This is a genomic window from Tenacibaculum soleae, from assembly GCF_001693415.1.
GTDB lineage: Bacteria > Bacteroidota > Bacteroidia > Flavobacteriales > Flavobacteriaceae > Polaribacter > Polaribacter soleae.
In genome coordinates this window covers 58,130-84,088 of the sequence record NZ_MAKX01000024.1, presented here as the reverse complement: position 1 = coordinate 84,088, position 25,959 = coordinate 58,130, and the positions used below count along the sequence as shown (strand labels likewise).

Here is a 25,959-nt window from a genome sequence, read left to right as displayed (position 1 = left end):
AATGTTAATCATGATACCAGAAATATTATGATTAACGTTTTTCTTTAATCATAGCAATACAAATTAAATAACGAGCTACGTAATACATTACAGTATATAAAACAACGTAATACAATTGATAATCTAAAAACTTATTAAAAGCAATTATAAAATCTGCTATAGTAATTAAAAATATTCCTAGCATAAAGTACAAATTATCTTTTGTCATGTTATATAAATATTGATAAAAAGAAACACCTATAACAATTAAATTTAAAAGACAAATCATAAAAATAGATAACAACATGTTTTCTACAAATGAGTACAACAAGTAAGACATAATAAAAAAAGCAAAACAGCCTGGTATTATATACGGTAAAATAACCTTTAGTTTTATGGTTAAAATTGTTTTACGCAAAATGATCAGATAAATAACTCGAGTAAACATTAACAATAATATACCGCCTTTTAAAAAATCTTGATCAAATATGAGTAGTGCATCAGCAACAATACAAAACATTAATAATAATAAATACCAATAATTAATCTTTGTTGTATATGCTAAGTACAAAAAGGAAGTTAATACTATGGTAAGTATTTTTAAAATCATTTCAATAATCGATTCATTATTATCAATAAATAATAACGAAACAATACAGGTAATAAAATAAATTACACTATATATTTTAAACGATGAGATATGATTCATAAATAAAAATTAAAGATCCTAATATATAACATTTTACATAATAAATAAAGCTTCTTTTTAGAGCATAATATATTAAAAAAGCAAAAAAACCGTTGTAAWWTTACAACGGTTTTTTTGCTTTTTATTTTTTTATAGCTATTTTAAAGATGCTAGACTAGATTTTATTGTAGCTATTTTAGCAATAGTATCACTTTCTTTTTTACGCTCTAAAACAATAACTTGTTCAGGAGCATTACTTACAAAACGTTCGTTTGATAATTTTTTTTGAATACCAAACAAAAAACCTTCAGCTCTTTTTAATTCAGCTTCTAATTTTTCAGTTTCTGCTGCTACATCAATATCCTCAACAGCAACAGGGATAAAATACTCGTTTGATTTTACTCTAAACGAAGCTCCATCAACCTTATCAGTAACGTAATTAATCTCAGATGTATTTGTTAATTTCTGAACAATAACATCAAACTTTTGAGTAAAATTTTCATTATTTACAACTGATAACTCAACAGCATCTTTAAATGATATATTTTTATCTTTTCTGATGGTTCTAATTCCAGAAACTACATTGGTTATAAACTCAAATTCATTGATAATTGAAGTATCCACTTTTTTAAACTCAGGATATTTAGCTATAATTAATGCTTCTTCTGGAGTTCTTTCTGCAATATATTGCCAAATCTCTTCTGATAAAAAAGGCATAAACGGATGCAATACTTTTAAATTATCTTCAAAAATTGCAATTACCGCATCAAAAGTTTTTTTATCAATTGGTTGCTGGTAAGCTGGCTTTACTGTTTCTAATAACCATGAAGAAAAATCATCCATAATCAGCTTATAAATAGCCATTAAAGCATCTGATAATCGGTATTTAGAAAAATGATCTTCAACTTCGGCTAATACTGTTTGAAACTTAGCATTGTACCATTCTAATCCTATTTTTGCAGCCTCTGGCTGTTCAATTGTAGCATCTACCTCCCACCCTTTTACTAAACGGAAAGCATTCCATATTTTGTTTGCAAAACCTTTTCCTTGCTGACATAGATCTTCATCAAACATTAAATCGTTACCTGCAGCAGCGCTTAAAAGCAACCCTACACGTACACCATCTGCACCATAATCTTCAATTAATTTTAAAGCATCTGGTGAGTTACCTAATGATTTTGACATTTTTCTACGTTGTTTATCACGTACTAAACCTGTTAAATATACATTTTCAAAAGGCTTCTCTTCTTTATATTCATAACCCGCAATAATCATACGAGCTACCCAGAAGAATAAAATATCTGGACCAGTTACTAAATCGTTTGTTGGATAATAATATTTAATTTCCTCATTTTCAGGATTTCTAATTCCATCAAAAACACTCATTGGCCATAACCAAGATGAAAACCAAGTATCTAAAGCATCTTCATCTTGTTTTAAGTCGGATGCGGACAGCGAAGTATTCTTTGTTTTGTCTTGCGCTAATTTTACTGCTTCTTCAATAGTTGTTGCAACTACAAAATCTTCTTTTCCGTCTCCATAGAAATACGCAGGAATTTGTTGCCCCCACCATAATTGGCGAGAAATATTCCAGTCACGAATATTTTCCATCCAATGACGATAGGTATTTTCGAATTTTTTCGGGTATAAATTAATATCGGTATCATCACCTAAAACCGCTTTGATTGCTGGTTTTACTAAATCTTCCATCTTTAAAAACCATTGATCTGATAATCTTGGCTCGATAACCGCTTTGGTTCTTTCTGATGTTCCTACTTTATTGGTATGAACTTCTGTTTTAATTAAAATTCCTTTTTCTTCTAATTCTTTTACTACTTCTTTACGAGCTACAAAACGATCTTTTCCTTGATAATGTAATCCAAAAGAGTTTAATGAAGCATCATCATTAAAAATGTCAATTACTTCTAATTTGTGTTTATCACCAAGAACTTTATCATTTTCATCGTGTGCAGGTGTTACTTTTAAACATCCCGTTCCGAACTCTACATCAACATATTCATCTTCAATAATCGGAATAACTCTTCCGCAAAGCGGAACAATTGCTTTTTTACCTTTTAAATGTGTAAAACGTTCATCATTTGGATTGATACAAATTGCGCTATCACCAAAAATAGTTTCTGGTCTGGTAGTCGCAATCGTTAATTTATCATCTGAACCTTCAATTTTATACTCTAAATAATAAAGATTTCCTTGTTTTTCAACATGGATTACTTCTTCATCAGATAAGGTTGTTTTTGCTTCTGGATCCCAATTTACCATTCTATACCCTCGGTAAATTAATCCTTTATTGTATAAATCAACAAAAACTTTAATTACAGATTCAGACAAAGCAGGATCCATAGTAAAGGCAGTACGCTCCCAATCACAAGAAGCTCCTAACTTTTTTAATTGATCTAAAATAATTCCGCCATATTCATTTTTCCACTCCCACGCATGTGCTAAAAATTCTTCGCGAGTTAAATCGTTTTTATCAATCCCTTGTTCTTTTAGTTTCGCAACAACCTTAGCTTCAGTAGCAATTGAGGCATGATCGGTACCAGGAACCCAACATGCATTTTTACCTTGTAAACGGGCACGACGAATTAATACATCTTGAATAGTATTATTTAACATGTGTCCCATGTGTAACACTCCAGTAACGTTTGGCGGTGGAATTACAATGGTATAAGGCTCTCTTTCATCTACTTCAGAATGAAAGTAATTATGTTTCATCCAGTAATCATACCACTTCCCTTCTACTTCGCTCGAATTATATTTTGATGGAATATTCATCTGTTTTTTGTATCTTTATAACCAAATTAATAAGCTTATTGCTTTTTGGCATTATTTTTGAAATTCAATTAAGCAAAAATACAACTATCTCTGAGGTACAGAAAATAAGATGTTGATTTTTTTAGAACTAAAAAATTAATCCTAAATTTGTGGTAGTTTAAGCCCTAAAATTAAATTTATCAATTATGAAAACAATTTTATCAATTATCGCTGTTTGTTTTATTACATTAACAGTAAACGCTCAAGAATTTAAATTTGAAAATGAAACTATAGACTACGGTAAAGTAGCCCTTGGTTCTGAAGGAACACGTACTTTTGAATTTACAAACGTAGGTGACGCTCCTTTAATTATTAAAGATATTAAATCTACTTGCGGATGTACTGTACCAAAAAAACCTGAAGCTCCTATTATGCCTGGACAAAAAGGTCAGATTGAAGTTTCTTATGATACTAAAAGACCAGGAGGTTTTTCAAAACAAATAACAGTACTTTCTAATGCTAAAAGACCAAGAACTATGCTTAAAATTAAAGGTTTTATATCTAAGAATACTGCTGTTAAAAAAACAACTGATAGTGAATAGTTATTTATAACTTGCAATATAAAAAAAGCGTTCGTTTGCAAATGAACGCTTTTTTTATATCCTTTTCTCTAAACGAAATTCTAATTTCAAATCGGTTATACCTCTTTTTACTATCATTTTTATCTTTCTGTTAGTTTTTTTTTAAACATTTGTATAATTTCACCCAACGTAAAATTATAAGCTGGCTTACCATTTATTGACTTTATAATGTCATCTTTTAAAAATCCTGCTTTTGCCGCTGGAGACTCTGGTACTACTCTATCTACTTTATACTTTGCTTTAAATCTATAATGGTATGTTTCTACAAATGAAACACTATTTTTTTATTTGATTGAATATTTCCGTAGGTTTCTAATTGTCCCGTTACCGCTTTTTCTTTTACTAATTCTTGCCCATCATAAATTAAATACAAACCGCTCATATTATAATAAAATCCATCTTTTAAAGAAGCATTCTTTTTCAATCTAATTTTTTTATTAGGATAATCTATCCATAATTTAAATCGTTTTAAGATATTCCCTCCTATACTTCCATTTCTTTCTTTAAATTTACGAGCGTTAAAAGTAGAAATTGAATCTAAAAAAGATACAGTAGGTTCTTTTATATAAAACTTACCTAAAGATATAGAAGGTATTTTACTTCTATTACCATAAATAGTTCCACTAAGTCCCTCTCCTAAAATATCTTTAAAATGTTTTATTGGTGTTTTTATATTTTTCTTTGTCCCTTCAAACAACCACATAGCATCACTTCCTCCTGTATCAATTAACAACTTTACAGGTGTTTTAACAATACCAATTGTATCTATATTTACATCAACGTCTATATATGGTTTTTTTCGATAAAACCGAAGCGGAAACACTTCACATTTTCGACACTTCGAAGCCACATAAGTTTTTGGATTATAAAAAACAATTTTTTTAGTGTTATAATTTACTTTTACAATAACATCTTTAAGTAAATCATATCCTATAATTCCGTGAATAGTTGTGCCCATTTTTGCAGATAAATTAAAGGCATCTTTTAAAATAACATAAAGTTCTTGGTTTGGACTTAAAATATTTTTTAATTCTAAATTTATTTTCTTTTGATAATAATGCTTCAATAGGCTCTCCATCTCCTAAACCTCTTATAAAAACTTTCTTAATATTATTTAAACCAATACTATCATTTTCAGTTAAGTTAAATAAAATGGTTTTACTTACTCCTGTATCTAAAATAAAAGATAAATAATGATTGTTTATCTCTAAAGGGAGTACAATTAAATTATTTATTAATTTGAAAGATAATTCTTGTTTGTTTTTATTCTTTCCTTAAAACTGGAAACCTCTTTGTGAATAAACAGACGAACATAAAAAAAGCGGTGATGTAAGGTATCTTTTTTTCAAACAACTGATAATTTAGTGGTTACCTTTAAATATACAATCTTCTATTTAGTATTCAGGTATTTTATGATTTTTCACCCCTTGTTTTTCATTAAAACAAGTTTATTTTATCAAAAAAAAATTGCAAATTTGCTTTTTAAAATAACTAATTCAATTTGCAATGCCATTAATATCAAACAAAGGTAATTCTATGCCGCAATCACCAATACGTAAATTGGTGCCTTTTGCTGAGGCTGCTAAAAAAAACGGAACTAAAGTTTTTCATTTAAATATTGGTCAACCCGATATAAAAACTCCTCAAGTGGCTTTAGATGCTGTAAAAAATAATACTATTGAAGTGTTATCATACGCACGTTCTGAAGGTTCAGAGGAATATCGTTCTAAATTAGCTAACTATTATGCTAATAATGATATTCATGTAACAGCTAATAATATTATTGCAACTACTGGAGGATCTGAAGCTTTATTATTTACCATTGGTAGTATTACTGACCCTGGTGATGAGATAATAATTCCTGAACCATTTTATGCAAATTACAACGGATTTTCAACAGCCTCTGGAGTAACAGTCGTTCCTGTAATTTCTAAAATAGAAGATAATTTTGCTTTGCCTGCTATTGAAGATTTTGAAAAACTAATTACCCCTAAAACTAAAGCAATTTTAATTTGTAATCCCGGTAATCCTACCGGATATTTATACAGTCCAGAAGAAATTGAAAAACTAAAACAAATTGTATTAAAACACGATTTATTTTTAATTGCTGATGAAGTGTATCGTGAGTTTACCTATGATGGTGCAAAACATAACTCGATTATGGCATTAGAAGGGTTAGAGCAAAATGCAATTATGATTGATTCTGTTTCTAAACGTTATAGTATGTGTGGAGCAAGAATTGGATGTATTGTTTCTAAAAACGAAGAGTTTATAAACACTGCTATTAAATTTGCACAAGCCCGTTTAAGTCCGCCAACCTATGCTTTATTAGCTAGTGAAGCAGCTTTAGACACGCCACAAAGTTATTTTGATGAAGTTATTGAAGAATATCAAGATCGTAGAAATACTTTAATTACTGAACTTCAAAAAATTGAAGGCGTAAAAGTTGCCAACCCAAAAGGAGCTTTTTATTGTGTTGCTGAACTTCCTGTAGCTGATGCTGATGATTTTGCTCAATGGATTTTAGAAAAGTTCAATCATGATAATGAAACGATTATGGTGGCTCCTGCAAGCGGATTTTATTCTACAAAAGGAGAAGGTAAAAACCAAGTTCGTATTGCTTATGTATTAAATAAAATTGATTTAATACGTTCGGTTGAAATTTTAAAAATAGCTATAGAACAATATAATAGTTAATTGAATATTCAAGAAAACATATCCTTAAAAAAGTACAATACGTTTGGCATCGATGTTAATGCCAAACGTTTTGTTTCTGTTGATTCTCTTTATAGTTTGCAACAACTTTTAAAAACAGAAAAAGACATTTTTTTAATTTCTGGCGGAAGTAACATGTTACTAACAAAAGATATTGAAAAACTTGTTGTACATATTAATTTGAAAGGAATTTCAATTGATAGCGAAAACAACAATAATGTTCATTTAACCGTTAATGCTGGCGAGAATTGGCATGATTTTGTACTTTGGTGTATTTCTGAAAATTATGGAGGATTAGAGAACTTATCTCTTATTCCTGGAAACGTAGGTACCTGCCCTATTCAAAATATTGGAGCCTATGGTGTTGAAGTTAAAGATACAATAACTAAAGTTGAAGCAGTATGTATTGAAACAAGAAAACTAGTTTCTTTTGCTGCCAATGAGTGTAATTTTGGCTATCGAAATTCTATTTTTAAAAACAAAGTAAAAGGAAAATACATTATAACATCTGTAAGTTTTAAACTTACAAAAAACAAACACAAAACAACTATTTCTTACGGGGCTATTGAAACTGAATTGGCGTCAAAAAAGATAACAAACCCAACTCTTAAAAACATTTCAGATGCTGTAATTACTATTCGACAAAGCAAACTCCCAGATCCTAAAAAAATTGGTAATAGTGGAAGTTTCTTTAAAAATCCAGTAATTTCTAAAGCTGATTTTGATAAACTTCAAAAAGAATTTTCTACAATACCTAGTTACGCTATTTCAGAATCTGAAATTAAAATACCGGCAGGTTGGTTAATTGAACAATGTGGATTTAAAGGAAAACGTTTTGGTAATTTTGGTGTACATGAAAAACAAGCATTAGTTTTAGTTAATTACGGAAAAGCAACTGGGAAAGAAATTTATAATTTAGCTCAAAAAATTCAAGATACTATTTTAGATAAATTTTCTATTAATTTAGAAATTGAGGTTAATGTAATTTAAGACTATCTTCTTAAAAAAAACAAATTAAAAGTTTGTACCCTTTAGAATAGGATGACATTTTTTAATAAAACCTTGTTACTTTTTAATTGTAATATTATTGACTCCTATTTTAACAATTAAATTAATTCCGTGTTGAATCGCTTTTTCTACTAATGATTGAGTATTTAATGTTGGAACTTTGAATTTACTCAATTTTTTCATCAATAGATACATCTAGTTACAAACGCTCTTCAAACGCATTTTTTCTAACTCAATATAATTTTTTACTAAAAATAGTTCTTCTTTAATAGAGATTAAGTTTTTATCTTTTTACATACAATAATGAACGTAATAAATTGATAACTCTTCAATCGTTAATTACACGTTTTCTTTTGCTGCTGATACTAATGATACATCAAACCCAAATAAAATATTAATCACAAACCTATATAATAAATATCGGATCCAAAAAAGCAATGGACACAAAGATTTTTTTTTGTTAACTAAGAAAAAATACAATTTTAAATTATTTATTAACACATATAAACAACTTTTTCTCTATCTTGATCTAAAACCTTAGAATTTTTTAAATATTTTTTCCAATAATGATATTCTTAATTCTTTTTATCTCCTTAAGAAAAAAATAAAAGATTAATAACCATTTTAAAGCTACTTATAGTTAAAAAGAAGACTAAAAAAACTTCTTCTAGTCTTCTTTTGGGATTTCTTTATAGAGAAAATACATTATCAACTAAATTTTCATCACTTCTAGTTCCGTAAGGATCAATAGCAATATATGTTGGCTTCTCTTTTATAATTATCTTAATTTCTGATACCTCTTTATTGATTTGACTAGACTCATAATATAAAACTGAATTATCATCTTTTACTTTTGATGGATGTGTTGTAAAAACTCCAATTTTAATTGGCTCATCAATTGAGATTTGTTTTACTTCTCCATTTTCTAATGTTTCAAAACGTTTTACTTTTACTTTTACTGTAATTTCATAAGTTCCGTTTGCTAATGCTTTCATTGTTGCGTTTTCAATCCCTAAATCATAAGTAATTACTTTTTTAAACCAATCGTTTATTAAATCGTGTTGATTTACTGGAGTTACTTTATAAACTTCAGTTAAAAAATCTAAAGTATTTGCTTCCAGTTTATTGCTATTTCTAAAAGAATCTGTTAAGGTTTTTAATACCAAATTCACTTGCTTCTCTCCTATTAAATCTCTTAAAGCTAACAAAGTATTTAATGCTTTTCCGTACGAAATATAACTTTGTCCATCTACTTTATATACTGGTGGTTCAATATTAGAAGCAAAAGATCTTCCAGAAAAATAACGGCTTCTTGCATTTTCTGCTAAAGTGTACAATGCACTTTTTCCATACATTTTTTCCATCACCATAGCTTCTGTATATTTTGCAAGTCCTTCAACAAGAAAAGCACCCCCAGCAACTGGTTTAGAAGATAATGTGTGTCCCCACCATTGATGCGATACTTCATGAATAGTTCTTTTTGCAACTACATTAAAAACATTTTCATCACTTACATCAGATAAATACAATCGATCTTCAACCATACTGATAACTCCAGGGTGTGCAAATCCACCAAATGGCCAATGTGCAGGAACTTCTGCCATTCTAAGATAATCAAACTGATATGCTCCAAAATTATCTTGACAATAATCTAATGTTTCTTTGATACTTTTTTCAATAGCATCAATATTAAAATTGTGATTTACATCATAATATTGCTCAATAGAAACTCCTTTATAATTTGTTTTCTTAGTTTTATATTTTGCTGAAAAATAACCTGCTTCAGGTGATATTTTTGTTAAAGATTTATAATGAAAGTAGTTTCTATTATTTTCGGTCCATTGTTTCAGTAATTTACCAGAACTAATGGCTGTTTGGTCATTTGAAGTAGAAACAATAGTTTCGAAATTTACTTTCTCATATTTAACATTTTCAAAAGCAATATGCGCATCCGAAGTTTCTTCTTCTTTAATTCGTAATGGCAAATTTCTTTTTTTACGTTCTCTTGCATTTGCAATTTCAAAACTATTGGTATATCCTAAAATAGGATCAAATTTGCTAAAACGATTTATATAAGTTCCATTATTTATGATTGATTTATCTCTTTCATATCCCACAACACTATTTGTTAATTGAAATTTAAACTCAACAGAATCTTGCGGTTGTAATGCTTTTTTAAATTTGAAAAGGTAAATTCCAAAATCTGCATCATGTTTTATTAAATCTGCATTTTCAATTGAAACGGTATCTAATGTTTTTCTTTCCGTTATAAATACATGTTTCATCGGTTTTTTACTTCTATTTATCATTACATAATTAGCATCAACGGTATACTTTCTGTCTTTAGGGTACATAGCAACTTCTGTTTTTATTGAAGCTGGATATAACCTTTCTATTTCTTCATATTTTTTGAAGTTACGTTCATAGTTTTCACTAAAATCTAAATCATCTTTTATCGTATTATATTCTGTAACAATATTTAAATTGTAAAAAACAAGACTACCAAAACCGATGAAAATAATCATTAAAAAAGATATACTCAGTTTCTGAATCTTGGTCCAATTTGTAAAAAACTGTTTTATTTTTACTAAAAAACTAGTTACAATTCCACGATTCCAAATTTTGAAAGAAAATACAGTTAATAATAAACCAAAAGCCAACCAATATACTGCTAAATGATTATATAAATTTGAAACTCCATTAAAACCATCCATATTATTGGAGCTAATTCTTGGTAAAAATCCTAAACTTGTTAAAGGATGTTCTAATCCTAACATACCAGATTTTAGTGTTAATAATACAATCAATCCAAAAATTCCCATTCCCATATATTTGGTTTTTGCCAAACTATTAACGAATAAAGCAACCATACAAAAAACTACTAATTGCAATCCATAATGATAATATAATGAAGCATATAAACCGAGTTCAAAATTAAAATATCCTAAAGCCATTTGAAATCCAATACAAAGAACAACTCCAACCGTTATTAAAATTATTGGAAGCAATATCAAAGCACTAAACTTTGAAAAAAAGAATGTACTGTTTTTAACAGGTGTCGCATCAATTATCAAATTAAAATGTAGGCTTCGTTCTTTCCAAACAATTTCTGAGCTATAAAAAATAATTAATATCAAACTAAAAATAGTTAAAGGACCAACAATTAATTCGGTTAATTTATTGGTAAACGGATATATACTTACGCCATATTCACCACCACTAATTAGTGTTGAATACAATTCTGAAAAAACTATAAAAACCCACATCAATAAAACCGCTATAAAAGGCAGACTATTAAAAACACTTTTTAATTCTACTTTTATTAAAGATAATAATGCTATTTTTTGCGCTTTAAAATTTGATACTACTTTTAAAGGTTTATAACTTAATAACATTTTTTTTGTTGTAGCTACGCTCTTTTCTTTTTTTACTTTTTTAGTGATCTTTCTAAATGAAAACAACTTAAATGTTCCTAATAAAATTACAAAAGCAATAGATAACCAAATCAATCTATTCCATAAAAATGAACCTGAAAAAGATAACAATTGTGTATTTTTTTCATAAGGTGTCCAAAATTGAGTTTGTTCAAAAAAGGCAGAGATTCCAAATGGATCTACAAGTGTTGCTATAGCCATACTCTCTGGTGAAGCTGGCGCTGCTTGTGCTAATAATGGTGAATTAAAAAATATAGAACACACAAGGTATAACATATAAATAAATACAGCGCTTACATACGTTGCAGTGCTATTTTTAGTTATTGTTGCAACAGAAAAAATAATAGAAGAACACACAAAAATATTAGGCACAACAATATATAGCCAAGGTTGTAAATACGTCATTAATTGAAAATCAGCTACACGTTCTGGATCTAAATCTCCAGTATAATTCCCAAAAACATATCCTATAATAAAAGGAGAAAAGGCTAATAAACTAAAAAAGAATGTTCCTAAAAAACGACTCCAAAAATAATACATTTTTTTAATTGCAGAGCTATATATTAAGCCTTCCATTTTATATTGTTTGTCTCTAAGCATTGCGCTAATTGCAAAAAACATAATCACAAATAAACTTCCAATAGTAAATAAACTAACATGAAAATATACTTGATATCCTGCGTTAAAATTTACGCCTTGTTGAGCAAAACCTTGTCTACCAACAAAAACTCCTAACACCAAAAACAACAATGCTAATAAAGGAAAAGCTCTTTGTTTTAACTGATAAAAAACTTCGAATTGTAATAATTTATTAAACATAATTTACGATTTTAAAGTTTGATTAAATAACGTTGTGAAGTAAAAATCTTCTAAATTAGGAGTGATTTTCTCAAATCCTTCTTCAGGTTTACTATCTGATAAAACTCTAATCTGAGTTTCTCCTGCTATTAGTTTTGTAGAAATAATATCAAATGCTTTTTTGTAGATAGCAACGTCTTTCTTTGGAATAATTTTTGTCCAAATTTTCTCATCAATACTAGCTACTAAATCATTTGGACTTCCTACAGAAATAATTTCTCCATTTGATAATATTGCCATTTTCGGACATAGATTCCTTACATCTTCAACAATATGAGTTGAAAGAATTACAATTACATTTTCGCCAATTTCACTTAATAAATTTAAGAAACGATTGCTTTCCTCTGGATCTAATCCTGCAGTTGGTTCGTCTACAATTATAATTTGTGGGTCGCCTAATAATGCTTGTGCAATACCAAAACGCTGACGCATTCCGCCAGAAAAAGTAAATACCGATTTTTTACGATGCTGATATAAATTTACCTGCTGCAATAAAGCTGTAACTTGTTCTTTGCGTTCTTTTTTATTTAAAACTCCTTTTAAAACAGCCAAATGATCTAGCAATTTTTCTGCTGATATTTTTGGATACACACCAAATTCTTGCGGTAAATATCCTAAATGTTTTCTAACGTTATTTGGCTTTTCAATAATGTTTACATTATTAAATGAAATACTTCCAGAAGTAGGTTCTTGCAAAGTAGCAATAGTTCTCATTAATGATGATTTTCCGGCACCATTTGCCCCTAGTAAACCAAACATTCCGTTAGTTATTTCTAAGCTAATTCCGTTTAATGCTTTCACACCATTAGGATATGTTTTTGTTAAATTATTTATTCTTAAAGTATTCATTGTCTGATTTTTTAAATTATACACAAATATGAAATATTAGAACTCTATCTTAAATTAAAGATGATAAACAAGGCTTTTTTCAATTCAGATAACTTGAATTTTGAGCTATATTAAATTCAACTAAAAAAATGGTTTGTTTGTATAAAATTCAGCGTTGTTTGTCAGTTTTAACCTTTAAAAGATGATTAAGTTATTTTGTATATGTTTATGAAATAATAAAAGTCCCAATTAAGGGACTTTTAAGTAACTAGATTGTATTTTAAAAATTCTATTTCATTACAAATTTTATATTTTTAACTCTTCCTAACATAGACAATCTAAATTCATTTCTTTCTTTATTAAACTCAAACATTTGTCTTCCGTTTATGTTTAATAAATTCTTTTTGATAGGTGTTACTTCTCCAACTGAATTACCTTTTACAAAGAGGACAATACTATTTTTTTTCATTTTTAGCGAATAAACAACGTCTAATTCAACACTATAATATTCGCCAGCATATGTTTTTAAATCTTCTTTACTATAAATTGTTTCTGGTTGATAAGCAACAAATTTTGTTGGCGCTGCATTCGGGAGTTTAATGCTAAAATTTTTCGCTTTAGTGTTAACCGTTAATATTACAGGTACACGTGGTCCAATCATTTGAAATTTATTTTTAGCAATTGGGCGCATTTTAGTAGCTCTTCCATTGCTTCTTACATAATTTAACATACCATCACGTACAACAAGTTTACGACTAGATTTGCTTTTATTATCCCAATAATCTCCCTCAAAAACCTTCAATTCTTTTTCTGATAACGTAACAAATACTGCTTTTTCGTTGCTCTTTTTTAATGCAGGTTTTTCTGTTTTAACCGTGTTATTTGATTTGTACTGATCCTTTAAAAACAAATCAGCAGTTTGGTAAGCCAATTTTGACGGATCAGTATCAGTTCTGTTGGCTAAAACAATAACAGAAAACTTTGCTTTTGGGAATCGAATAAACTGCGTTCTATATCCAACAAAAGATCCACTATGGTGAATTACTTTTAATCCTTTATAATTCCTAAATGCTAAACCAGAAGCATAGGGTATTTTTTTTCCATTATTTAAAGTTCCTAATTGTAACATTTGATTCCAAAAATCTTTATTAAAAAGGGAAGTATCATAAAATGAAGCATCCCATTTAGCAAGATCATTAATAGTGGTTAATAATCCACCATCGCCAACCATATTAAGCGTGGTCATGTGTTCGTAAAACCCATCTTTTCCATTTGATCTATAGCCAGTTGCTCTGTTTTTTACAACCTCAACAAAATTATCATGAAAACGAGAATTTTTCATTTCTAAAGGATCAAAAATATTTTTCTTTGCAAAAACAGCCAAACTTTCACCACTTACTTTTTCGACAATTTGACCCAACAACCAATAACCAGAATTACTATACACAAATTCTTCTCCAGGATTAAAATTTAATTCTTGCTGATTCATTAATAACTTACCAACCGTTTTATCAGTATAGTTATCATTTGCCCCTAAACCAGAAAGTCTAGCAAGAATAATATAATCTCTAATACCACTTGTATGGTTTAATAAATTTTGAATGGTAATATCATTAGCATAGGAAGGAAACTTAGGAAAAAATGTACTCAACTTATCATCTAAAGAAAGTTTTCCTTGTTGTGATAACAAAATAATACTCGCTGCTGTAAATTGTTTTGAGGTTGAAGCTATAGTAAATACAGTTTCTGGTCCATTAGGAATATTATAATCCAAGTTTGCCATTCCGTATCCTTTTGTAAAAATTAACTTACCATCTTTAATAACTCCTACCGAACCACCAGGAGAGTTTGGTTTATTCCATTTAGAAAAAATGGCATCTATTTTAGATTGTTGTGGAATTTTATCTTGAGCATACATTGAGAATACGCTCATTGCCATAAGTAAAAATATTTTTAAATTTTTCATTTTTATTGATTTAAGATTAACTTGAGGCAAACATAAATGAGATATAAAACACTTTAAAACTTATATGTTATACATAGTATTTATGAAGTTATATGGTCAAAAAAATACACTGAATCGTGTATGACTAAAAAAGTGTCTAGTTGGACATAAAATGAATAGTGTATATCAATTTTGTTGTGTAAACGCTTTAACAATAGTAATTTTGACCTATGATTCAGTTTTTAAAAAAGTACAAAGCCTTTATTTTTGGATTTTCTATTATTATACCAATATTCTATTTATTAGACTATTTAGGGTTAATTATTATACCAGATAAAGAAGCATCTGGTATATACATTTTTGCCTTTATTTGGGGATTGGTAATTGCTTTGCCTATACATAATTACAAATATTTAAAAAGAAATAAGAAAACAGCACTTAGTGTACTAGTTTTATTTGTCTTATTTTTTGTAGCATTAGCGATTGATACTTTTATGCAACTACCAGATAACCCAATTACTTTTATTTTATTGATTGGTTTTTGGGTTGGAACCGCTTATTTACTTTCTCCCAAATTTTTTAAAAAATATTGGAAGTTAATCGCTGTTTTTTATGTTCCATTATTCATTTATTTCATCTATTTAAGGCTTTTTTCTGGTGATTTAGAATCCTACTTAGAAATCAAAAAAAAAATTCCTTTTGCCGTTTTCTTTATATCAATACCTATCTTATTCGCCTTATGGCTTTTTGAACAATGGAAATGGTTACAAAACTTAAAAGCCGAAAAATCGAATGCTGAATTGTCTTTGTTAAGAGCGCAAATAAATCCGCATTTTTTCTTCAACACACTCAATAATTTATACGCTTTAACCATTAAAAACTCTAAGCAAGCGCCAGAGGTTATTTTAAAATTATCGGATATGATGCGTTATACTATTTATGAAGGTGAAAAAGAGAAGGTGAAAATTGCCGATGAAATTGAATATTTAAAAAATTATATAGAATTACACAAAATCCGTTATAAAAAAACGGTAGAAATCTCTTTTAAGCATACAATAGATACCAACTTAACAATTTCACCTTTACTCTACATCAATCTTTTAGAAAACGCATTTAAACATGGTGTAGAAAGTCTTGTCGAAAACGCATTTATTCATATCAATTTGTATGAAGATAAACATACTATTTATTTTGAATTAGAGAACAATTTTGAAGCGAAAAAACAAAACAAATCTAATGGCATTGGGTTAAAAAATCTTAAGAAAAGACTATCTTTAGTCTATAAAAACAATCATGAGTTACACGTAAATACTCAAAACAACATTTATAAAACTACTTTAAAAATTGCGAAACATGCTTAAATATATCATCATAGACGACGAACCTTTGGCACACGAAATTATTGAAGAGTTTTGTAGTATGTTACCACATGTACAATTAGAAAAAAACTGCTACAACGCTATGGAAGCCATGCAGTTTTTAAACGAAAACACGGTAGATTTTATGTTTTTAGATATAAATATGCCAAAATTAAAAGGTTTAGATTTTTTAAAAACACTAACAAATCCGCCTAAAACAATCATAACAACTGCATATAAAGAACACGCTTTAGAAGGATTTGAATTAAATGTTGCCGATTATATTTTAAAACCGTTTAGTTTTGATCGTTTAGTAAAAGCTGTAAATAAAGTTTCCGAAAATCAAACTTCAAAAACGATTATTAAAGAGGTTTCTAATTCAAAAGAAACCTCAACTAGATTCTTTGTAAAAGGGGATAAAAAATACCATCAAATAGATTTAAATGATTTGTTATACATAGAAGCCTATGGAAACTATACCAAGCTTTTTTTACAAGATGAAATGATTGTAAGTCATGAAAAAATATCGCATTACGAAACTATTTTAACCGATGGTAACTTTTTACGAGTACATAAATCTTTTATTGTAGCTATTTATAAAATTAAGTTTATCGAAGGCAACCGTATTTTAATAAACGAACATAAGATCCCAATTGGACAAACGTATAAAAGTCGTGTAAGTGAGCTTTTAAATCAATAATATTATTTTATCCTTTACTTTATAGATTTTTTTATAGATTTATAGCAAACACACTTATATGCATAAATCTATACAAGTTACACGTCTTTTCGATTTTCCTTATTATCAACTAAATAAATATCCACAAGAAAAATGTTTAGTTTCAAAAGAAAAGAATACTTGGATTAGCATCTCAACAAAAAAATATATCAACAAGGCAAATATTGTAAGTAGAGCCTTATTAAATTTAGGTATCAAACCTGGAGATAAAATTGCCGTTATTACCAATACCAATCAACCAAAATGGCATATCTTAGATATTGGTGTATTGCAAATAGGTGCTATTAACGTTCCTTTATATCCTACTTTTTCTCAAAAAGATTATGCTTATGTTTTAAATCATTCAGATAGTATTTATTGCTTTGTTTCTGATAACGATTTGTATAAAAAAGTAGCAGCTGTTAAAGATAAAACACAACTAAAAAAAGTATTTACTTTTGAAGATATTGATACCGATTACAGCTGGAGTTCTTTTTTATCCTTAGGAAACGATGAAGCAACACAATCTCTTGTTGATAAAAATAAAGCATTAGTACACGCTACTGATTTAGCAACCATAATTTACACCTCTGGTACTACCGGAACTCCAAAAGGAGTAATGCTTTCACATCAAAATATTGTGAGTAATATTTTTGCTGTAGGCAACTCTTTAAATTTACATAGTAATAAAAAAAGAGCAATTAGTTACTTACCTGTTTCGCATATTTTTGAAAGAGCTGCCTCATATTATTGCCAATACATGGGATTTGAGATTTATTTTGCTGAAAGCATTGATAAAATAAGTGATAATCTTAAAGAAGTATCACCAAACTTTATGGCTGTAGTGCCTCGATTATTAGAAAAGGTATTTGATAAAATTGTAGATAAAGGAAGTGATTTATCTGGCATCAAAAAAAGACTATTCTTTTGGGCGATAGAACTTGCCGAACAATACAAGCCCTATAAAGAAAACGGAATTTGGTATGAGTTTAAATTAAAAATTGCCAGAAAACTCATTTTTTCTAAATGGAAAAAAGCCTTAGGAGGGCAATTAGATTTTATGCTTGCCGGAAGCGCTCCAATGCAACCTAGGTTAATTAAAATTTTTACTGCTGCCGGAATTCCTGTTTTCGAAGGCTACGGAATGACAGAAACATCGCCAGCTATTTCGGTAACCGATATGCGAAACAAAGGCTTTAAAATAGGCACTGTTGGTAAAGTTATTAAAGATATAATTGTAAAAATTGCCAACGATGGAGAAATTTTAGTGAAAGGACCAAACATAATGATGGGCTACTATAAAAACATAGAAAAAACGACAGAAACTATTCAAAACGGATACCTACATACAGGCGATATAGGTGAATTAGATGATGATGGTTTTTTAAAAATCACTGATAGAAAAAAAGAAATATTTAAAACATCAGGTGGTAAATACATCGCTCCTGCTGTTTTAGAAAGCGAGCTAAAAAAATCAAGGTTTATAGAGCAAGTAATGGTTATTGGAGAAAGTGAAAAAATGCCTGCTGCAATTCTACAAATCTCTTTCGATTTTGTAAACGAATGGGCTAAAAGACATAACTATACAATAAGTAATTTTTCAACAGATAAAATATTAATAAATAGGCTTCAAAAAGAGATAGATTACTATAACAAAAAATTTGGCAAATGGGAACAAATTAAACAATTTGAAATTACGCCAGATCAATGGACAGTAGAAGCTGGACATTTAACACCAACATTAAAAATGAGACGTAAAATTGTCTTAGAAAAATACAATAATCTCTATCAAAAAATATATAATTCACAATAAATCAACCTTTAAGGTTAAACTTGTGCAATCAAGGTATTTTTCCTACTTTGCATGACCCAAAAATATGAACTTTATGCCGATTGAAATTACGCGTCTTTTTGACTTTCCTTACTATCAACAAGAAACCTATAATTTAAAAAAAGCTTTTACAACCAAATACAATGGCAAGTGGGAGTCAATATCTACCCAAGAATATATTGATAAAGCAAACACCATTAGTAGAGGTTTATTACGTTTAGGTGTACAGCCCAACGATAAAATTGCAGTAATTTCAACAAATAATCGTACTGAATGGAATATTTGTGACATCGGTATTTTACAAACAGGGGCACAAAATGTACCTATTTACCCAACAATTTCAAAAGAAGATTACGAATACGTTTTAAATCACTCTGAAGCTACTTATTGTTTTGTTTCTGATAAAACTATTTTAGAAAAACTAAATCAAATAAAAGGAAATACAAAACTTAAAGAGGTTTATACTTTTGAAGACATCGCAAATGAAAAAAATTGGAACGAAATTTTAAATCTTGGTAAAGATACCTCTAATCAAAATGACGTTGAAGAACGAAAAAAAGCGGTTACTTCTGACAGTTTGGCTACTTTAATATACACTTCAGGTACTACAGGTAGGCCAAAAGGCGTTATGCTTTCTCATGGTAATATTGTATCTAATGTATTAGCAAGTGAAAAAAGAGTACCTCTATTATATGGCGAAGAACGTGGATTGAGCTTTTTACCAATCTGTCATATTTTTGAACGCATGATATTATACTTATACCAATACTGTGGAGTTTCTATTTATTTTGCTGAAGCGATAGATAAATTAAGTGAAAATGCACAAGAAGTAAAACCTCATGTAATGACAGCAGTACCTCGTTTATATGAAAAAATTTACGATAAAATTTATGCAAAAGGAGCTGACTTAACTGGTATTAAAAAAGCACTATTCTTTTGGGCAATTGATTTAGGATTAAAATATGAACCATACAAAGCTAACGGATGGTGGTATGAAAAACAGTTAAGTATTGCCCGTAAATTAATATTTTCTAAATGGCAAGCTGCTTTAGGAGGAGATTTAAAACTAATGGTTTCTGGTTCGGCAGCTTTACAACCTCGCTTAACAAGAATGTTTGCTGCAGCTGGAATGCCTGTTATGGAAGGCTATGGTTTAACTGAAACATCTCCTGTTATTACAGTAAATGATGTAAGAAACAATGGTTTTAAACCTGGTACTGTAGGTAAATTAATACATGGTTTAGACTTAAAATTTGCAGAAACTGGTGAAATTTTAGTAAAAGGACCTAATGTAATGTTAGGGTACTACAAAGATCCAGAAAAAACTGCCGAAGTTTTAAAGGATGGCTATTTTTATACTGGTGATAAAGGAGAATTAGATAAAGATGGTTTTTTAAAAATTACAGGGCGTACTAAAGAAATGTTTAAAACCTCTGGTGGTAAATATGTTATTCCACCATTATTAGAAGGAGAATTAGTGCAATCACGTTTTATTGAACAAATTATGGTTATTGGTGAAGGTGAAAAAATGCCAGCAGCCTTAATTCAGCCAAATTTCAGTTTTGTGAGAGAATGGGCAAAAAGACATAATCTTGATTTTAAAACTAACACTGATCTAATCAATAATCCAAAGGTAATTGAACGTATTCAAGAAGAGGTTACACTTTGTAACTCTAAATTTGGAAAGTGGGAACAAATTAAGCGTTTTGAGCTAACACCTGAAGAATGGTCTATTGATGCAGGACACCTTACTCCAACCATGAAAATGAAACGTAAAATAATTAAAGAAATTTACAAAGATTTATACGATAAAATTTATATAAACTAACTATTTTAAAAGTGTTGTGAAAGCAGCACTTTTTCTTTTTATTATGAATAAATTCATTTCTTTTACCACAGATATAAATAGTTTACCACTACCAAATAAATTTGACTATCCACATAACTATATACCACATCCGTTAGCAAAAACAGCTGCTAACGAATTACAAGCATACTTAAAAAAACAAACAGATTTTATACATAACTTTGGGTTAAATAATCAAAAATATTTAAAGAGTGAACCGCTAGGTAAAATGTTTGGTGTATTAGTTGTTAAGAATAAAAACGGGGAATTAGGCTATTTAGCTGCTTTTTCTGGTAAAATTAATAACTCAACCTTACTTAAAAATTTTGTTCCTCCTGTGTATAATGTTTTATCAGAAAATGGATGTTATTTAAAAACAGAAGAGCAACTAAATCAAATAAATTCCAATTTGTCTGATTTAAAAAATAATACTGTTTTTTTAAAAACAGAAAAAAAGTATTTAAACATTAGGTCCATAAACAATAATTTATTAGAAAACGAAAAAGTTAAAATAAAAAAAAGACGAAAGGCTAGAAAACAACAAAGCGTTCAAAGCAATCAGCAAAATATTAATGAAGAGTTTTATTTACGTGAGTATGAAGTGTACTTAAACACAAAAATACATCCTATAAAAAAAGAATACACCTATTACCAGCAACAAATACAACAGTTACAAGAACAAAGAAAAAAACTTTCGGCAAGGGTACAACAGGAAATATTTAAAAATTATCAGTTTTTAAATAGTAAAAAAGAAGCAAAAAATTTGTTAGCTATTTTTAAAAGCTCAAAACAAAACATACCTGCTGGTGCTGGTGATTGCTGTGCTCCAAAATTATTACAATACGCTTTTTTAAATAACCTTACCCCTATTTGTATGGCTGAGTTTTGGTGGGGAAAATCATTAACTACTTCTATTCGAAAGCATCAAAATTTTTATGCTGCATGTACTGGAAAATGTAAACCTATTTTAAAGCACATGTTACAAGGTTTGTCGGTTGATAAAAACCCTGTATTATTACAACTACAATCTAAAACAGCTATTAAAATTATATTTGAAGATAATTACTTAGCAGTGATTCATAAACCTAATGGGCTATTATCTGTGCCAGGTAAAGAAATTGAAGATTCTGTTTATAGTCGTATCAAAAAATTGTACCCAACTGCAACTGGTTCTTTAATAGTACATCGCTTAGACATGTCTACTTCTGGAATTTTATTAATTGCTAAAAATGCTAGTACTCACAAACATTTACAAGCTCAATTTATCAACAAAACTATTAAAAAACGATATGTAGCTTTATTAGATGGGGTTTTAGATAAAAATAAAGGAGAAATTAATTTACCGCTTCGTGTTGATTTAAATGATAGACCAAAACAACTTGTTTGTTATGAGCATGGAAAATTAGCAAGAACTAATTGGAAAATAATTGAAGTTAAAAATAATAAAACTAGAATACATCTTTACCCTATTACAGGACGCACACATCAACTACGTGTTCATGCTGCACATAATTTAGGTTTAAACACTCCTATTTTAGGAGATGATTTATATGGAGTTAAAGCCGACAGGTTGTATTTACATGCCGAAAAAATAACTTTTATTCATCCGAAAACAGCAAAACAACTAAGTTTTATTTCTCCTACTCCTTTTTAATATTAAGCTACATATTTTGTTTTTTTCATAGTGCTTAAAATAATAAAAGCTATTAAAAAGAAAACTGCCAAGCAAAGTACTGACCATTGCATAGAATTTGTAATTGCATACAAAGCACCATACACAGCTGTACCAAGTACAATTGCTATTTTTTCGGTTACATCATAAAAACTAAAATAAGTAGCATGATCTTCTGTTTCGGGTAATAATTTTGAATATGTAGAGCGGGTTAATGATTGTATAGCTCCTTGTACCAAACCTAACATTGCTCCTAATCCATAAAAATAAGTAGCCACATTTTCTTGCTCTTTATCTAATAAAAAAGCACAAAAACAAACTAACATCCATATACCTATTGTTAATTTTAAAGCTTTAAAATTTCCATATTTATCAGATAATCTTGAAAATATCAGAGCACCAAAAATAGCTACAATTTGCACTAATAATATGGTTATAATCATATTGGTAGACTCTAAGCCTAACTCTGTAGAACCAAAAATGGCTGCCATTAAAATTATGGTTTGTACTCCAATACTTAAAAAGAAAAATGCTAATAAAAACTTTCTTAAAGTAGGATAATTTAAAACTTCTTTAAATACTATTTTTAGCTCTTTATAGCCTTTCCATATATAATCTTTTTCAGGTTTTTTATTATATATATCACCAGGTAATTTACGAAAAGTTATTTGTGCAAAACCAATCCACCAAACACCTACCATTACAAAAGACAATCGTGAAGCCATGCCTGATGTTATTCCTAATGCATCAGGAAACATAATCATTGCTAAGTTTATTAACAACAAAATAACAGAACCTACATATCCGTAAATAAAACCTTTTGCACTTGCTCTATCTTGTTGTTCTGGCAATGCTACTTCTGGTAAATATGCATTATAAAATACCCAACTTGCCCAAAAACCAATACTAGCTAAAATAGTAAACCATATACCAATCCATACAGTGTCTACTCCATCAAAAAAGTAGAGAGCACTTACTGACAAACCACCCATCCAACAGAAAAATTTCATAAATTTCTTTTTACTTCCTGTGTAATCGGCAATACCTGATAAAATTGGGGAAATAAGTGCCACCACTAAAAAAGAAAATGATAATGCGTAGCTATATAAACTATCAGGATGCTCCCAATCCATTCCTAAAAAACGAACTGTTTGTCCTTTGGTTACTGCGCTATAATATAACGGAAAAACAGCTGTACTAATTACTAATGAATATACTGAATTTGCCCAATCGTAAAATGCCCAAGCTTTTATTAACTTTTTATCTCCTCTTTTGTACATATATCTTAAATAAAAAACCGTTCAAAAAAATGAACGGTTTGCAATATAATATAAATAATTTACTACTTATTTTTTAAGAGACATTAAATTTCTTTGCTAATTTTTTAGCTTCAGGTAAATATGTTCTAAGGGTTTGGATACGAGATTCATTAGAAGGGTGTGTACTCATAAATTCTGGAGATGATTTTCCTCCTTTAGTTCTTTTACTCATTCTTACCCAAACTTCGGCAGCTTCTTCTCCGTTATAACCAGCCATCAACATAAATACTAAACCTAGCTTATCAGCTTCAGTTTCATGACTTCTACTAAAAGGCAGCATTACTCCTACCTGCGAACCCAAACCATAAGCGGTATTAAAAATAGCAGCATTTTTACTGTTTTTTGTACCCAACGCTACAGCAGCCCCTCCTAGTTGTTGTAACTGACCTGTAGACATACGTTCTTGACCATGTTTAGCAAAGGCATGTGCCACTTCATGTCCCATAACCGCTGCAATACCATCTTCATTAGCACATATTGGTAAAATACCTGTATAAAAAACTACTTTTCCTCCTGGTAAGCACCAAGCATTAACAGTTTTATCTTCTACTAAATTAAATTCCCATTTATATGAATCTGCCTCCGTTTTCATACCGTTAGCTCTCATAAACTTATCTACAGCCGCAGAAATATTTTTACCAACTTTTTTAATTTGAGCTGATTTACTTGCGTCTTTAGATAATTTATTTTCTGCTAAAAAACCTTTGTATTGTGCAAAACTAGCAGGTAATACTTCGGCGTCACTTACAAAATTTAATCTTTTTCTTCCTGTAATTGGTACTGTACTACATTGTATTAAAAATACAGCAACAATTGCTAAAGCTATAATTTTTTTCATCTTTAATGTTTTTATTTCTCTTGGTTATTATTTATGACACGTTAAAAAAAAGATAGTCACAAAAGTAATAAACAAATTGTATGTTTAAATTTACAATTTCTATCTTTATCTTAAAAATAAATTTCATGAATTTTAAAAATTCAATACTTTTTCCACCTAGTTTAGTTGTTCCTAAACCTATTATTTTTATTGCAAAATCAATTCAGTATTTCTCAACTTATTTAACCGCTAAATTTGGTATTAAACTTTTTATTACCCCAATAAAGTTTTCAACTCCAAAAAGAGAGCTTGTAATGTTAAAAAGTGCACAGCAAAAAACAATAAATATACCTTCGATTTCTAAAAAAATTCACGTCCTATCTTATGGATATTCTAAAAAGAAAGTTTTGCTAGTTCATGGTTGGGCAGGCAGAAGCACGCAATTATTTATGATTGCTGATAAATTATTAGAAAAAGGGTATATGGTAATTTCTTTTGATGGACCAGCACATGGAAAATCTCAAGGAAAAACAACCATGATGCCTGAGTTTTTAGATACCATTACAGAAATAGATAAGCAATTTGGTCCTTTTGAAGCTGCTATTGGACATTCTTTTGGTGGTATGTGTTTGTATAATAGCGTTGCTACTAATTTTAATATTAAAAAATTAATTACTGTTGGTGCTGCTGATAAAATATCAGATGTAATATTAAATTTTATCAATAACTTAAAAGTAAAACCTATTGTTGCTAAAAAAATGAAAAAACTTTTTGACAAACAATGGCATATGGATATTGATGCACATTCATCAAGTATTGTAGCTAAAAATATATCAATTCCTACTTTAATCGTTCATGATTCAAATGATGGAGATGTTCCTGTAAGTTGTGCTATAAATATTCGTCAAAGCTTACAAAACGGAAAACTTTTAATCACAAAAGGTTTAGGTCACACTAAAATATTACGTGATAAAAAAGTAACTTCTCAAATTGTAGATTTTATCATTCAATAAACATGAACAAAAACATACTTACTTTTATTTTAACCTTATTTATTTGTTTTACGGCCAATACTCAAAACAAAAAAACATATCGCGTTTTAAAAACAAATACTCAATGGAAAACTCTTTTAACACCCTTGCAATACTATGTTCTTAGAGAAGCTGGTACAGAGCGTCAAAACTCAAGTCCGTTAAACAAAAATTATAAAAAAGGAGTTTATGTATGTGCTGCTTGCAAAACACCTTTATATAAATCGGCTCACAAATACGATTCTGGATCAGGATGGCCCGCTTTTGACCGTGCTATAAAAAAAAATATTGAATTAGATGTAGACTATAAAATTGGATATGCACGTACCGAATTAAAATGCAATACTTGTGGCGGGCACTTAGGGCATGCTTTTAACGATGGTCCTGTAGAAACAACTGGAGAACGCCATTGTATAAACGGTGCTGCTTTACAATTTATTCCTAAAAAATAATCCCTATAAATATTGTATCTTAGAGCTGACTATAATCAGCTCTTTTT

The 25,959-nt window shown here is 29.1% G+C and carries 18 protein-coding genes and 1 pseudogene; 10 read left to right on the top strand and 9 right to left on the bottom strand.

What is annotated here, in order from left to right; genetic code table 11:
- Positions 1 to 31 precede the first annotated feature (31 nt).
- Both BA195_RS11465 and BA195_RS11460 read right to left on the bottom strand, forming a co-directional pair.
- The gene (locus BA195_RS11465) at positions 32 to 688 is read right to left on the bottom strand and encodes a lysoplasmalogenase family protein (RefSeq protein ID WP_068705597.1); all 657 of its coding nucleotides are present in this window, start codon (positions 686 to 688) and stop codon (positions 32 to 34) included.
- 135 nt (positions 689 to 823) lie between these two features.
- Positions 824 to 3,460, bottom strand: coding sequence for a valine--tRNA ligase (locus tag BA195_RS11460; protein WP_068705595.1), 2,637 nt, complete (start codon positions 3,458 to 3,460; stop codon positions 824 to 826).
- A gap of 185 nt (positions 3,461 to 3,645) precedes the next feature.
- Between BA195_RS11460 and BA195_RS11455 the strand changes: the two genes are divergently transcribed.
- Positions 3,646 to 4,041 carry a DUF1573 domain-containing protein gene (locus BA195_RS11455; protein WP_068705593.1) on the top strand — a complete coding sequence of 132 codons (396 nt, stop codon included), beginning with the start codon at positions 3,646 to 3,648 and terminating at the stop codon, positions 4,039 to 4,041.
- A gap of 119 nt (positions 4,042 to 4,160) precedes the next feature.
- Here BA195_RS11455 and BA195_RS14560 read toward each other — a convergent pair.
- Both BA195_RS14560 and BA195_RS11450 read right to left on the bottom strand, forming a co-directional pair.
- Positions 4,161 to 4,253 (bottom strand): annotated as a pseudogene (locus tag BA195_RS14560) (hypothetical protein); the annotation flags it as partial.
- 89 nt (positions 4,254 to 4,342) lie between these two features.
- Positions 4,343 to 5,158 (bottom strand): pepsin/retropepsin-like aspartic protease family protein, encoded by an 816-nt coding sequence (locus BA195_RS11450; protein ID WP_141677707.1) that lies wholly within the window; start codon positions 5,156 to 5,158, stop codon positions 4,343 to 4,345.
- A 428-nt stretch (positions 5,159 to 5,586) separates the two neighbouring features.
- Here BA195_RS11450 and BA195_RS11445 point away from each other — a divergent pair, with 428 nt between their 5' ends.
- On the top strand, positions 5,587 to 6,777 hold the full coding sequence (locus BA195_RS11445; RefSeq protein WP_068705590.1) for a pyridoxal phosphate-dependent aminotransferase: 1,191 nt from the start codon (positions 5,587 to 5,589) through the stop codon (positions 6,775 to 6,777).
- Complete coding sequence (gene murB, locus BA195_RS11440) at positions 6,778 to 7,785, top strand: UDP-N-acetylmuramate dehydrogenase (protein ID WP_068705588.1); 1,008 nt, start codon at positions 6,778 to 6,780, stop codon at positions 7,783 to 7,785.
- A 707-nt stretch (positions 7,786 to 8,492) separates the two neighbouring features.
- On the opposite strand, the gene BA195_RS11435 is transcribed toward murB, so the two are convergent.
- The 3 genes from BA195_RS11435 to BA195_RS11425 form a co-directional block, all read right to left on the bottom strand.
- On the bottom strand, positions 8,493 to 12,056 hold the full coding sequence (locus BA195_RS11435) for an ABC transporter permease/M1 family aminopeptidase (protein ID WP_068705586.1): 3,564 nt from the start codon (positions 12,054 to 12,056) through the stop codon (positions 8,493 to 8,495).
- A 3-nt stretch (positions 12,057 to 12,059) separates the two neighbouring features.
- The gene (locus BA195_RS11430; RefSeq protein WP_068705584.1) at positions 12,060 to 12,944 is read right to left on the bottom strand and encodes an ABC transporter ATP-binding protein; all 885 of its coding nucleotides are present in this window, start codon (positions 12,942 to 12,944) and stop codon (positions 12,060 to 12,062) included.
- 268 nt (positions 12,945 to 13,212) lie between these two features.
- Positions 13,213 to 14,889, bottom strand: coding sequence for a serine hydrolase domain-containing protein (locus BA195_RS11425; protein ID WP_068705582.1), 1,677 nt, complete (start codon positions 14,887 to 14,889; stop codon positions 13,213 to 13,215).
- 209 nt (positions 14,890 to 15,098) lie between these two features.
- On the opposite strand from BA195_RS11425, the gene BA195_RS11420 reads away from it, so the two are divergent.
- The 5 genes from BA195_RS11420 (at position 15,099) to BA195_RS11400 (ending at position 22,275) form a co-directional block, all read left to right on the top strand.
- Positions 15,099 to 16,229 carry a sensor histidine kinase gene (locus tag BA195_RS11420; RefSeq protein ID WP_068705580.1) on the top strand — a complete coding sequence of 377 codons (1,131 nt, stop codon included), beginning with the start codon at positions 15,099 to 15,101 and terminating at the stop codon, positions 16,227 to 16,229.
- Positions 16,222 to 16,926 (top strand): LytR/AlgR family response regulator transcription factor, encoded by a 705-nt coding sequence (locus BA195_RS11415; protein ID WP_068705578.1) that lies wholly within the window; start codon positions 16,222 to 16,224, stop codon positions 16,924 to 16,926. The genes BA195_RS11420 and BA195_RS11415 overlap by 8 nt, the downstream gene beginning before the upstream one ends.
- A 58-nt stretch (positions 16,927 to 16,984) precedes the next feature.
- A complete protein-coding gene (locus BA195_RS11410; protein WP_068705576.1) occupies positions 16,985 to 18,757 on the top strand; it encodes an AMP-dependent synthetase/ligase in 1,773 nt (590 codons plus the stop codon).
- Between the two features lie 73 nt (positions 18,758 to 18,830).
- Entirely contained in the window at positions 18,831 to 20,603 is a 1,773-nt protein-coding gene (locus BA195_RS11405; protein WP_068705574.1) for an AMP-dependent synthetase/ligase, read from the top strand.
- Positions 20,604 to 20,646: 43 nt separating this feature from the next.
- On the top strand, positions 20,647 to 22,275 hold the full coding sequence (locus BA195_RS11400) for an RluA family pseudouridine synthase (RefSeq protein ID WP_068705572.1): 1,629 nt from the start codon (positions 20,647 to 20,649) through the stop codon (positions 22,273 to 22,275).
- A gap of 2 nt (positions 22,276 to 22,277) precedes the next feature.
- Here BA195_RS11400 and BA195_RS11395 read toward each other — a convergent pair whose 3' ends face one another.
- Positions 22,278 to 23,573: an MFS transporter gene (locus BA195_RS11395; protein ID WP_068705570.1), complete on the bottom strand. Its 1,296-nt coding sequence runs from the start codon at positions 23,571 to 23,573 to the stop codon at positions 22,278 to 22,280.
- A gap of 73 nt (positions 23,574 to 23,646) precedes the next feature.
- Positions 23,647 to 24,450: a M48 family metallopeptidase gene (locus BA195_RS11390; protein ID WP_068705568.1), complete on the bottom strand. Its 804-nt coding sequence runs from the start codon at positions 24,448 to 24,450 to the stop codon at positions 23,647 to 23,649.
- A gap of 125 nt (positions 24,451 to 24,575) precedes the next feature.
- Here BA195_RS11390 and BA195_RS11385 point away from each other — a divergent pair, with 125 nt between their 5' ends.
- Both BA195_RS11385 and msrB read left to right on the top strand, forming a co-directional pair.
- Positions 24,576 to 25,442: an alpha/beta fold hydrolase gene (locus BA195_RS11385; RefSeq protein WP_068705567.1), complete on the top strand. Its 867-nt coding sequence runs from the start codon at positions 24,576 to 24,578 to the stop codon at positions 25,440 to 25,442.
- 2 nt (positions 25,443 to 25,444) lie between these two features.
- Positions 25,445 to 25,912 carry a peptide-methionine (R)-S-oxide reductase MsrB gene (gene msrB, locus BA195_RS11380; RefSeq protein ID WP_068705566.1) on the top strand — a complete coding sequence of 156 codons (468 nt, stop codon included), beginning with the start codon at positions 25,445 to 25,447 and terminating at the stop codon, positions 25,910 to 25,912.
- Positions 25,913 to 25,959 lie beyond the last annotated feature (47 nt).